Origin of the sequence: Xenorhabdus sp. IM139775 (assembly GCF_028598745.1) — a bacterium.
Classification (GTDB): Bacteria; Pseudomonadota; Gammaproteobacteria; order Enterobacterales; family Enterobacteriaceae; genus Xenorhabdus.
In genome coordinates this window covers 1-13,044 of record NZ_JAQRFK010000078.1, presented here as the reverse complement: position 1 = coordinate 13,044, position 13,044 = coordinate 1, and the positions used below count along the sequence as shown (strand labels likewise).

Genomic DNA, 13,044 nt, shown 5'->3' with positions numbered 1-13,044 from the left:
GGCGATATAACCTGTACCATTACCAAAATGGAGCGCATAATAGTCACTCTCAGCCTCTTCTTCAATAATTTTAAAGGCTTGCCCTTTTTTTAATACGGCTACCTTGATGACGTGCTCACCTACCCAAGAATAAATTTCACTGTCTTTCGTCATCTCCATGTAGCGATAATGCGGAAAATCATGGTATTGCGATAAAGCTGAATGGGAAAAACCCATCAACAACGCAGAGAAAACCATTGCAATAACATCAACAATTCGTCTCATTTTAATTTTCCATACAATAAAAAATGCCCTCTACCAAGAGAGGGCATTTCACGATTAGCGGTATCTATATTTAGCTATGTCTTTAGCTATATAGCATATGCTACGCATCACGATATTAATCGTTATCGCTGCTGCTACCAAACCCTGCATTCAACAATTCAGCAAGGTTTGCACTGGCTTCGTCAACGCTGACTTGTGGTGCTGTAACCACTTCGTTTTCGTGACGACGACGGATGCGATCCTGATGGTAAGCATAACCTGTACCCGCAGGGATCAGACGACCAACGATGACGTTCTCTTTCAGGCCACGCAGTTCATCACGTTTACCTGCAACAGCCGCCTCAGTCAGAACGCGGGTTGTTTCCTGGAACGACGCCGCAGAGATGAAGGATTCTGTTGCCAGTGATGCCTTGGTGATACCCAACAGGTCACGCTGGAAGGTCGCTGCAACTTTACCGTCCTGCTCCAGCTTACGGTTTGCAACTTTAACGCGTGCGTATTCGACCTGTTCACCTTCAAGGAATTCAGAGCTACCCGTACTCGCGATAGTCGCTTTACGCAGCATCTGACGAACGATAACTTCAATGTGTTTATCGTTAATCTTAACGCCTTGCAGACGGTAAACTTCCTGTACTTCGTTAGTGATGTAACGAGCAACCGCATGGACACCACGCAGGCGCAGGATGTCATGTGGAGATTCTGGACCATCGGAGATCACATCACCACGTTCAACAACCTCACCTTCGAACACGTTGAGCTGACGCCATTTAGGGATCATCTCTTCGTAAGCATCGCTACCATCCAGTGGGCTGATGACCAGACGGCGTTTACCTTTGGTTTCTTTACCGAAGGAAACGATACCGCTGATTTCTGCCAGGATAGCAGGCTCTTTCGGACGACGGGCTTCGAACAGATCCGCAACGCGTGGCAGACCACCGGTGATATCTTTAGTACCGCCAGATTCCTGAGGAATACGCGCCAATGTATCACCCGCAGAGATGGACATACCATCTTCCAACTGAACAATCGCTTTACCCGGCAGGAAGTACTGAGCAGGCATATCTGTACCTGAGATCAGAACGTCGTTACCTTGGGCGTCTACGATTTTCAGTGCTGGACGCAGGTCTTTACCGCTACCGGTACGCTCGGCGCTATCCAGAACCACCAGTGAAGACAGGCCAGTCAGTTCATCCGTCTGACGGGTAATGGTTTGACCATCAACCATGTCGGAGAACTGGATAATACCGGAGACTTCACTCACGACTGGCATGGTATGTGGATCCCAGTTCGCAACGGTTTCACCGCCGGTCACTACCTCACCATCACCTTTCGCCAATACCGAACCGTAAGGGACTTTATAGCTCTCTTTGGTACGGCCGAAATCGTCGATCAAGCGCAATTCGGTATTACGAGAGGTAATAACCAGTTTGCCTGTTGAGTTCGTCACGAATTTCGCGTTGGTCAGTTTCAGATGACCTTTGTTACGTACCTGAATGCTGGATTCTGCTGCCGCACGAGATGCCGCACCACCGATGTGGAACGTACGCATCGTCAACTGTGTACCGGGTTCACCGATTGACTGTGCCGCGATAACACCAATCGCTTCACCTTTGTTGATCAGGTGACCACGAGCCAGATCACGACCGTAACAATTCGCACAAACACCAAAGTCAGTTTCACAACTTACTACGGAGCGTACTTTCACGCTGTCAACGGAGTTTTCTTCTAACAGATCACACCATTTTTCGTTCAGCAACGTGTTACGTTGAACCAGAATGTCCGCTGTACCTGGTTTCAGGACGTCTTCCGCCGTCACACGACCCAATACACGCTCACGCAGTGGCTCTTTAACATCACCACCCTCGATAACCGGCGTCATCAGGATACCATCGTGAGTACCACAGTCATCTTCAGTCACGACCAAGTCTTGGGCAACGTCAACCAGACGACGGGTCAGGTAACCGGAGTTCGCCGTTTTCAATGCGGTATCCGCAAGACCTTTACGCGCACCGTGGGTTGAGATGAAGTACTGAAGTACGTTCAGACCTTCACGGAAGTTCGCGGTAATTGGGGTTTCGATGATGGAGCCATCTGGCGTTGCCATCAGACCACGCATACCCGCCAACTGACGGATCTGAGCCGCAGAACCACGCGCACCGGAGTCGGCCATCATAAAGATGTTGTTGAAAGAAACCTGCTGTTCTTCTTCACCGTTACGGTTAATCACGGTTTCAGAAGACAGGTTTTCCATCATCGCCTTAGCAACACGTTCGTTCGCCGCCGCCCAGATATCGATAACTTTGTTATAGCGTTCGCCCGCAGTAACCAGACCTGACTGGAACTGTTCCTGAATTTCGGCCACTTCCGCTTCCGCTTCCGCGATGATGCCTTCTTTCTTCTCAGGGATCACCATGTCATCAATACCTACGGATACCCCTGAACGAGCAGCGTAAGCAAAACCGGTATACATGGTCTGGTCAGCTAAGATAACCGTTGGCTTCAGGCCCAGTATGCGGTAACAGGTGTTCAGCATTCTGGAAATGGCTTTTTTACCCAGCGCTTGGTTAATCAGTGAGTATGGCAGGCCTCGCGGTACGATCATCCACAGGATGGCACGACCGATGGTGGTATCAACCAGACCTGTATTAACGGTAACATTGCCTTCGCCATCCCTCACTTCTTCAGTGATGCGAACTTTGACACGGGCGTGCAGAGAAGCCAGACCAGCACGATAGACGCGCTCTGCTTCTTTAGGGCCGGTCAGAACCATGCCTTCGCCTTTCGCGTTAACACAGTCACGGGTCATGTAGTACAGACCCAATACAACGTCCTGAGATGGAACGATGATAGGCTCACCACTCGCTGGAGACAGGATGTTGTTGGTAGACATCATCAGCGCACGCGCTTCCAACTGGGCTTCCAGTGTCAACGGTACGTGAACAGCCATCTGGTCACCGTCGAAGTCGGCGTTATACGCCGCACACACCAGCGGGTGCAACTGAATGGCTTTACCTTCGATCAGAACCGGTTCAAAAGCCTGAATACCCAGACGGTGAAGGGTTGGTGCACGGTTCAGCAGAACTGGGTGCTCACGGATAACTTCATCCAGGATATCCCATACAACGGCTTCTTCACGCTCAACCATTTTCTTGGCTGCTTTGATGGTCGTCGCCAGACCACGCAGTTCCAGCTTGCCGTAAATGAATGGCTTGAACAGTTCCAGTGCCATCTTCTTAGGCAGACCGCACTGATGCAGGCGCAAGTATGGACCTACGGTAATAACAGAACGGCCTGAGTAGTCAACACGTTTACCCAGCAGGTTCTGACGGAAACGACCTTGTTTACCCTTGATCATGTCTGCCAAGGATTTCAGAGGACGTTTGTTGGAACCGGTAATCGCGCGACCGCGACGGCCGTTGTCCAGCAGTGCATCAACCGCTTCCTGCAACATCCGTTTTTCGTTACGTACAATGATATCCGGCGCGGCCAGATCCAACAGGCGTTTCAGACGGTTGTTACGGTTAATAACACGACGATACAGATCATTCAGGTCTGAGGTTGCGAAACGGCCGCCATCCAGTGGAACCAGTGGACGCAGATCCGGTGGCAGAACTGGCAGAACGGTCAGAACCATCCACTCTGGTTTGTTACCGGACTGAATGAAGGCTTCCAGCAGTTTAATACGCTTGGTCAGCTTCTTACGCTTGGTTTCAGAGTTGGTTTCGTTCAGCTCTTCACGCAAGGTTTCACATTCGTTTTCCAACTCGATGCTTTTCAGCAAAGCCTGGATCGCTTCCGCACCCATTTTTGCATCAAATTCATCACCGAATTCTTCCAAGGCATCCAGATACTGCTCTTCGGTCAGGATTTGACTGCGCTCAAGGCTGGTCATGCCGCCTTCGACAACGACATAGGATTCGAAATACAGTACGCGTTCAATGTCGCGCAGAGGCATATCCAGCAACAAACCGATGCGGGATGGCAGAGATTTCAGGAACCAGATGTGAGCGGTTGGAGATGCCAGCTCGATGTGCCCCATACGTTCACGACGAACTTTGGTTTGGGTCACTTCAACGCCACATTTCTCACAAATCACACCACGGTGTTTCAATCGCTTGTATTTACCACACAAACATTCGTAATCTTTTACTGGCCCGAAAATACGCGCACAGAAAAGACCGTCACGCTCAGGCTTGAACGTACGGTAGTTAATAGTTTCCGGCTTTTTTACTTCCCCGAATGACCACGAACGGATCATATCTGGGGAGGCCAGAGCAATTTTGATCGCATCAAACTCTTCGGTCTTGGTTTGCGCTTTCAGAAATTTCAATAAGTCTTTCACGAAATGGCTCCTGTCGGAGTTAGACCTGTTAGGTGAGTGGCCCATGCCACTCACCTGTATAACCACTGACTAGTAAACGATTTATTCGTCTTCCAGCTCGATGTTAATACCCAACGAACGGATTTCTTTCAGCAATACGTTGAAAGATTCCGGCATGCCTGGTTCCATCTGGTGGTTACCATCCACGATATTTTTATACATCTTGGTTCGACCGTTAACATCGTCGGATTTAACGGTGAGCATTTCTTGCAGGGTGTACGCAGCACCGTATGCTTCCAGTGCCCACACTTCCATCTCACCGAAACGCTGTCCACCGAACTGTGCCTTACCACCCAGCGGCTGCTGGGTAACCAGGCTGTAAGAGCCAGTAGAACGGGCGTGCATCTTGTCATCAACCAAGTGGTTCAATTTCAGCATGTACATGTAACCAACGGTTACCTGACGCTCGAATTGTTCACCTGTGCGGCCGTCAAACAGCGTGATCTGACCGGAAGTCGGCAGGCCACCCAGTTTCAACAACTCTTTGATTTCAGTCTCTTTTGCACCGTCAAAGACTGGCGTTGCAATAGGCATACCTTTTCTCAGGTTTTCTGCCAGACGCATCACTTCTTCGTCACTAAAGGTGTTCAAATCAACTTGCTGGCGAATATCATCACCCAGATCATAAGCCTTCTGGATAAATTCACGCAGTTTGGCAACTTCTTGCTGCTGTTTCAGCATTGCATTGATCTTGTCACCAATACCTTTCGCCGCCATGCCTAAGTGGGTTTCCAGAATCTGACCGATGTTCATACGTGATGGTACGCCCAGCGGGTTCAGTACGATGTCCACTGGTGTGCCGTTTTCATCGTAAGGCATGTCTTCGATCGGGTTGATCTTGGAGATAACCCCTTTGTTACCGTGACGACCGGCCATCTTGTCACCAGGCTGGATTTGACGTTTCACGGCCAGATACACTTTGACAATTTTCAGCACGCCTGGTGCCAGATCGTCGCCCTGAGTGATCTTACGGCGTTTAGCATCCAGTTTTTTCTCGAACTCGACTTTCAGTTCGTCATACTGTTCTGCCAACTGCTCCAACTGATTCTGTTTTTCTTCATCAGCCAGACCCAGTTCCAACCAACGTTGACGAGGAAGTTTGCCGAGTTTTTCTGCTTCAATACCACCGGCAACCAGTACAGAGTGAATACGGGCAAACAAGCCAGCTTCGAAGATTTGCAGTTCTTCTGTCAGGTCTTTCTTCGCCTCACGCAACTGCATCTCTTCAATTTCCAACGCACGCTTGTCTTTCTCTACGCCATCACGGGTAAAGACCTGTACGTCGATAACAGTACCAGAAACACCGTTTGGTACGCGCAGTGAAGAGTCTTTCACATCAGACGCTTTCTCACCGAAGATCGCACGCAACAGTTTTTCTTCTGGCGTCAGTTGAGTTTCACCTTTCGGTGTCACTTTACCAACCAGAATGTCGCCACCTTTGACTTCCGCACCGATATAAACGATACCGGATTCGTCCAGCTTAGACAGCGCAGCTTCACCCACGTTAGGGATGTCAGCCGTAATCTCTTCAGGCCCCAGTTTAGTGTCACGAGACACACAAGCCAGTTCTTGAATGTGAATGGTGGTGAAACGGTCTTCCTGAACAACACGCTCAGAGACGAGGATCGAGTCCTCGAAGTTATAACCATTCCAAGGCATGAACGCCACGCGCATGTTCTGACCCAGTGCCAGTTCACCCAAGTCGGTGGATGGACCATCAGCCAGTACGTCACCACGTTCTACCAATTCACCCAAAGAAACACATGGCATCTGGTTGATACAGGTGTTTTGGTTTGAACGGGTATATTTGGTCAGGTTATAGATATCAATGCCCGCTTCACCTGCGTACATTTCATCTTCGTTAACTTTGATAACGATACGGGAGGCGTCAACGTACTGAACCACACCACCACGTTTAGCCACTGAGGTAACACCAGAGTCAACCGCTACCGCACGCTCCATGCCTGTTCCGACCAGCGGCTTATCAGCACGCAGGGTTGGCACTGCCTGACGTTGCATGTTCGCACCCATCAATGCACGGTTGGCGTCATCGTGTTCAAGGAATGGGATCAAGGAAGCACCGACGGACACGATCTGTTGTGTCGAAACGTCCATGTACTGCACCTGATCACGGTTGAACAAGCTGGATTCATCGTAATGACGGCAAGTTACCAATTCTTCAACGAAGTGACCTTCTTCATCCAATACGGTGTTCGCCTGTGCAATGACGTAGTTACCTTCTTCGATGGCTGACAGGTAGTGGATTTCATCAGTCACCACACCATCACGAACTAAGCGGTAAGGCGTTTCAAGGAAACCATACTCATTGGTACGCGCATAAACGGACAATGAGTTAATCAGACCGATGTTTGGACCTTCAGGTGTTTCGATTGGACAGACACGGCCATAGTGAGTTGGGTGTACGTCTCGAACTTCAAAGCCTGCACGCTCACGGGTCAGACCGCCTGGACCCAACGCAGAAATACGGCGTTTATGGGTAATTTCAGACAGCGGGTTGTTCTGATCCATGAACTGGGAAAGCTGGCTGGAACCAAAGAACTCTTTCACCGCCGCAGAAATAGGTTTGGCGTTGATCATGTCCTGTGGCATCAGCGTGTCCAGATCGCCCAGAGACAAGCGCTCTTTCACCGCACGTTCTACACGAACCAGACCGACGCGGAACTGGTTTTCAGCCATTTCACCCACGGAGCGGATACGACGGTTGCCCAAGTGGTCGATATCGTCAACTTCACCTTTACCGTTACGGATATCAATGAGCTTCTTCATCACGTCAATGATGTCTTCTTTGCTCAGGATACCGGAACCTTCAACCTCTTCACGATCCAGGGAACGGTTGAATTTCATGCGACCAACCGCCGACAGATCATAACGATCTTCAGAGAAGAACAGGTTCTCAAACAGATTTTCTGCGGCTTCACGTGTTGGTGGTTCACCCGGACGCATCATGCGATAGATTTCAACCAGTGCGCTCAGGCGATCATTGGTTGGGTCAATACGCAGAGTTTCGGAAATGTAAGCACCGTGGTCCAGATCATTGGTAAACAGGGTCTCGATAGATTTGTAACCAGACTGGCTCAAACGCGCCAGCAGATCCAAAGAGAGTTCCATGTTAGCAGCACAGATGATTTCACCTGTGTTCTGGTCGATGTAATCTTTTGCGACAACTTTACCCGCGATATATTCGACAGGTACCTCAATACGGTCTACCTGATCTTTTTCTAACTGGCGGATATGACGAGCAGTGATACGACGGCCTTTTTCAACATAAACCTTGCCGTTTGCTTCGATATCAAATGAAGCTGTCTCGCCACGCAGACGTTCTGGAACCAGAGTCATCTGCAATTTATTGGCGTGAATTTCGAAAACGGTTTTTTTGAAGAACAGATTCAGAATGTCTTCAGTAGAATAACTCATCGCGCGCAGAATAATCGAAGCCGGCAGCTTACGGCGGCGGTCGATACGCACAAACAGGTTATCTTTTGGATCAAATTCGAAATCTAACCACGAACCACGGTAAGGGATGATACGTGCGTTATACAGTACCTTACCGGATGAGTGGGTTTTACCCTTATCGCTGTCAAAGAAAACGCCGGGGCTACGATGCAACTGAGATACGATAACACGCTCAGTACCGTTGATAACGAAGGTCCCGTTATCAGTCATGAGTGGGATTTCACCCATGTAGACTTCTTGTTCTTTGATGTCCTTAACTGTGCCTTCTGGCGCTTCGCGCTCATAGATCACCAGACGCAGCTTAACGCGCAGGGGCGCGGAGAAAGTGACGCCACGGATCTGACACTCTTTAACATCAAAGACAGGTTCGCCAAGACGATAGCTTACATATTGCAGCTCGGAATTGCCGCTGTAACTCTGAATTGGGAACACAGAACGGAAGGCCGCTTCCAGTCCATTCTGGCCTTCAGGATCTTGCTCGATAAACTTCTGGAACGAGTCAAGTTGGATAGAAAGAAGGTATGGAACATCCAAAACTTGTGGACGTTTACCAAAATCCTTACGAATACGTTTTTTCTCGGTATAGGAGTAAACCATAGGGTTCCTCAGCTCGCTGATAAGTGACCCACTCTGTCCGCCCTTAAGGACAGCTCTCTGCAACACTATTTTTTCGAACAGAAAACAGAATATTTTCCGTAATACCCATTGCTATTACTCTTAAATCATTTCGTTGCATTACTTTACTACCGAGCTACCCGATTGGATCGTAGCTGAGAACGCAGTATATTAAGTCGTCAATAGGAAGAAGTATTCTGGGTTTATTAGTCGCCAAACAGTGTGAAATGCGACTAATTCCCTACATACATGGCTTTCGGGCAATTAACTTTCAGATGATCTGTTTTCAGATAATGCCCTTACAGCGCAAAAAGGCTGGCGATTAAAAAACCGCCAGCCGCCAGCCTTAAAGAATCAGGCTGCGAACTTCAAACTGATCTTACTTGATCTCAACAGAAGCACCGGCTTCTTCCAGAGATTTTTTCAGAGCTTCAGCGTCGTCTTTGCTGATGCCTTCTTTCAGTGCTGCTGGTGCGCTTTCAACCAGGTCTTTAGCTTCTTTCAGACCCAGGCCAGTTGCGCCACGTACTGCTTTGATTACAGCAACTTTGTTAGCGCCAACGCCAGTCAGGATAACGTCGAATTCAGTTTTTTCTTCAACTGCTTCAGCTGCGCCACCAACTACAGCTACAGCTGCAGCAGCAGAAACGCCGAATTTTTCTTCCATCATGCTGATCAGTTCAACAACGTCCATTACAGACATTTCTGCAACTGCGTCCAGAATTTGTTCTTTAGTGATAGACATAACAAGTGTTCCTAAAATTCAGAAAAAGTTTATACGTTAAAAAGCAACGAAGGAAATAGCCAATTAAGCTGCTTCTTTCTGATCGCGTAGCGCAGCCAGAGTGCGAACCAGTTTGCCTGCGGAGGCTTCTTTCATGGTTGCCATCAGGCGTGCAATTGCTTCATCGTAAGTTGGGAGTGTCGCCAAGCGATCGATATTGCTCGCTGGGATAAACTCACCTTCAAAGGCTGCTGCTTTAATCTCGAATGCTGGGTTCGCTTTCGCGAAATCTTTGAACAGACGAGCAGCTGCGCCCGGATGTTCAAAAGAGAAAGCAATCAAGGTTGGACCAACAAACGCTTCTTTCAGGCACTCATATTCAGTACCTTCAACAGCACGACGCAACAGGGTATTACGTACAACACGTACGCTAACGCCAGCTTCACGGCATGCTTTACGCAGTTCAGTCATTTTATCTACGGTAACGCCGCGAGAATCCGCAACAACCGCAGACAGCGCGCCTTTGGCTACTTCGCTGACTTCAGCAACAATCGCTTGTTTGTCTTGAAGATTTAGTGCCATTAGCTTCTTGCTCCTGGATTAACCGGGAAAACCCGGAACTCACTTCACTCAAAACACAGGATGTGCTTGAGCGCTAAAACACGGTGAGCAGAATCCAGAAAATAATATTTCATTTGGCTCTGTCACCGTCTACGCAGGATATTAAGTAAGTAATTTATTTCTACGTACTTACGCCTGCGGTCTTGGACGGGGCTTGGATTAAGGCCAAGCTCCAACCGAAAATCTGTTATTTGCCGATACGGCCTTATTTTTCAAAGGCTGTGTGTCATAAAACACACCATTAGGCAAATTTGAAGCGTCAGATTTTAGACAAATCTGACGCTAAGGTAAAGCGTTATTCTCAGCTTAAATAATTAAACTGGTGCGTTCAGACCGGACTGGTCGATCGCAACACCTGCACCCATGGTAGTAGACAGGCTAACTTTCTTAATGAAAATGCCTTTAGCAGAAGATGGCTTAGCTTTTTTCAGCGCAACCACCAGAGCTTCCAGGTTTTCTTTCAGTTTGTCAGCGTCAAAGTCAACTTTACCGATAGTGGAGTGGATGATACCGTTCTTGTCGTTACGGTAACGAACCTGACCTGCTTTAGCGTTCTGTACCGCTTCAGCAACGTTAGGCGTTACAGTACCCACTTTCGGGTTTGGCATCAGACCGCGTGGGCCCAAGATTTGGCCCAGTTGGCCAACAACGCGCATTGCATCTGGAGATGCGATAACAACGTCGAAGTTCATCTCGCCTTTCTTAACCAGTTCAGCCAGATCTTCCATACCTACCAGTTCTGCGCCAGCAGCTTTAGCCGCTTCAGCGTTTGCACCCTGAGTAAATACAGCAACACGCACTGAACGACCGGTACCGTGTGGCAGTACAGTTGCACCACGAACGTTTTGGTCAGATTTACGGGCATCAATGCCAAGATTAACAGCTACGTCAACGCTTTCTACGAACTTAGCAGTAGCCAGTTCTTTCAGCAGAGCAACAGCTTCGTTGATGTCATATTGTTTAGTTGCATCAACTTTTTCACGGATAGTGCGCATGCGCTTGGTCAGTTTAGCCATTGATTAACCCTCCACTACCAGGCCCATGGAACGAGCAGTGCCTTCGATTGAACGCATCATCGCGTCAACGTCAGCACCAGTCATGTCCGCAGCTTTAGTTTCAGCAATTTCACGAATTTGAGCGCTGGTTACTGTACCAACTTTGTCTTTGTTCGGTTTGCCAGAACCAGATTTAACGCCTGCTGCTTTTTTCAGCAAAACAGCCGCTGGTGGGGTTTTGGTAACGAAAGTGAAAGAACGGTCTGCATAAACAGTAATAACAACTGGAGTTGGCAAGCCTTTCTCAAGGCTTTCAGTTTTGGCATTGAACGCCTTACAGAATTCCATGATGTTAACACCTTGCTGACCCAGAGCTGGACCAACTGGTGGGCTTGGATTAGCCATACCAGCTGCAACTTGCAGCTTAACGTAGGCTTGTACTTTCTTAGCCATTTATATTTCCTCTATGTGGGTTTTATCGCCTCAAAATGAGGCTCCCCTGACGACTTAGGCCCCGTCTAAAAGACCAGACCAATTAAAACTATTACCTAGTATTACTTAAATTACCCAGAAAGCATCATCTAAAATGACACCCAGATAAAAAACAAAAGGCGCGAAATTGTATGCTAACTTCCCCCCCTTTTGCAAGCAGGACCGATTACTTAATCATCAGGTCAGGCTTTCTCTACCTGACTGAAATCCAGCTCAACGGGTGTAGCACGGCCAAAGATAGAAACCGATACTTTCAAGCGGCTCTTCTCGTAATCGACCTCTTCTACCACACCATTGAAGTCTGCAAACGGACCATCGCTGACCCGAACCATTTCGCCTGGTTCGAACAGCGTTTTCGGCCGTGGTTTATCGCCAACCTGTTGCAGGCGATTCATGATAGCATCGACTTCTTTATCGCTGATTGGTGCAGGGCGGTCAGAAGTGCCACCGATAAAACCCATTACTCGAGGTACATTACGAACCAAATGCCAAGTCGCATCGTTCATGACCATCTGTACCAAGACATAACCCGGGAAAAATTTACGCTCGCTTTTACGGCGCTGACCACTGCGGATTTCAACAACCTCTTCTGTTGGCACCATCACTTCGCCAAAAGAATCTTCCATCTCTTGTAATTTGATATGTTCACGCAGAGATTGAGCGACGCGACCTTCAAACCCAGAAAATGCCTGGATGACATACCAACGCTTTTTTGGGGATTCAGACATTTTTTAAAACCTCAGGCCTGTAATAAATGAAACTAAACGCACCAGAATACCATCAAGCCCCCACAAGATTAGAGACATAACAGCCGTCACAACTGCAACAATCAAAGTCGTATGCAGTGCTTCCTGGCGAGTTGGCCAAATGACTTTACGCATTTCAATGCGGGCTTCACGGGCAAAGGATAATGCCGCTTTACCTTTTACAGTCCACAATGCAACTGCTCCTGCAAGGACAGCAATAGCAACCACGGCTATCGCGCGCAGAGGCAGGTTATACTCTCGGTAATAGTAATTACCCACAATAGCAACCACCAGCAGCACTGCTACCAATAGCCATTTTGCTATATCAAGACCACGCCCGCTTTCTTGAGCATTGCTATTCGCACTCATAAATCAACCTGTAACTATATATGTAAGTAACTATGATATAAGTAACTATGATGTAAATAGATAGCCAGCTTGCCTCGCAAGAGCAAAACAAATCAGACCGAACCCAAAGATAATTGTAATTGTATCTGACTCGGCGCCATAATTCAGTAGGACTTTTGTATCTCAATGATATTTAAGCCCATCCGTTGTATCAGAGCCTATCTCACCAATAATTAAGGATAGCAATCAAATAGCAATTTATCTGCTATTAATTAATCCATTATAAACAACTATTGATGAGATAGGTTCTTCTTAAGACAACGTATAAAAAGGGCATCTATCGATGCCCTTCCAAAATGAACACATTAAAAAAAATTATGCGAT

At 48.0% G+C, this 13,044-nt stretch carries 8 protein-coding genes and 1 pseudogene; all 9 read right to left on the bottom strand.

Annotated features, from left to right (window positions below):
• Nucleotides 1-264 (bottom strand): annotated as a pseudogene (locus tag PSI17_RS14165) (polysaccharide deacetylase family protein); the annotation flags it as partial.
• Nucleotides 265-379: 115 nt separating this feature from the next.
• The gene (gene rpoC / locus PSI17_RS14160) at nucleotides 380-4,606 is read right to left on the bottom strand and encodes a DNA-directed RNA polymerase subunit beta' (protein WP_273552587.1); all 4,227 of its coding nucleotides are present in this window, start codon (nucleotides 4,604-4,606) and stop codon (nucleotides 380-382) included.
• 81 nt (nucleotides 4,607-4,687) lie between these two features.
• The gene (gene rpoB, locus PSI17_RS14155; protein WP_273552586.1) at nucleotides 4,688-8,716 is read right to left on the bottom strand and encodes a DNA-directed RNA polymerase subunit beta; all 4,029 of its coding nucleotides are present in this window, start codon (nucleotides 8,714-8,716) and stop codon (nucleotides 4,688-4,690) included.
• A 397-nt stretch (nucleotides 8,717-9,113) separates the two neighbouring features.
• Nucleotides 9,114-9,479: a 50S ribosomal protein L7/L12 gene (rplL, locus tag PSI17_RS14150; RefSeq protein ID WP_038237923.1), complete on the bottom strand. Its 366-nt coding sequence runs from the start codon at nucleotides 9,477-9,479 to the stop codon at nucleotides 9,114-9,116.
• A 63-nt stretch (nucleotides 9,480-9,542) separates the two neighbouring features.
• Nucleotides 9,543-10,040: a 50S ribosomal protein L10 gene (rplJ, locus tag PSI17_RS14145; protein WP_273552585.1), complete on the bottom strand. Its 498-nt coding sequence runs from the start codon at nucleotides 10,038-10,040 to the stop codon at nucleotides 9,543-9,545.
• A 353-nt stretch (nucleotides 10,041-10,393) separates the two neighbouring features.
• Complete coding sequence (rplA, locus tag PSI17_RS14140; protein WP_273552584.1) at nucleotides 10,394-11,095, bottom strand: 50S ribosomal protein L1; 702 nt, start codon at nucleotides 11,093-11,095, stop codon at nucleotides 10,394-10,396.
• Between the two features lie 3 nt (nucleotides 11,096-11,098).
• On the bottom strand, nucleotides 11,099-11,527 hold the full coding sequence (gene rplK, locus PSI17_RS14135; RefSeq protein WP_273552583.1) for a 50S ribosomal protein L11: 429 nt from the start codon (nucleotides 11,525-11,527) through the stop codon (nucleotides 11,099-11,101).
• 221 nt (nucleotides 11,528-11,748) lie between these two features.
• Nucleotides 11,749-12,294 carry a transcription termination/antitermination protein NusG gene (nusG, locus tag PSI17_RS14130; protein WP_045972997.1) on the bottom strand — a complete coding sequence of 182 codons (546 nt, stop codon included), beginning with the start codon at nucleotides 12,292-12,294 and terminating at the stop codon, nucleotides 11,749-11,751.
• Between the two features lie 3 nt (nucleotides 12,295-12,297).
• Nucleotides 12,298-12,681 (bottom strand): preprotein translocase subunit SecE, encoded by a 384-nt coding sequence (secE, locus tag PSI17_RS14125; protein ID WP_273552582.1) that lies wholly within the window; start codon nucleotides 12,679-12,681, stop codon nucleotides 12,298-12,300.
• Nucleotides 12,682-13,044 lie beyond the last annotated feature (363 nt).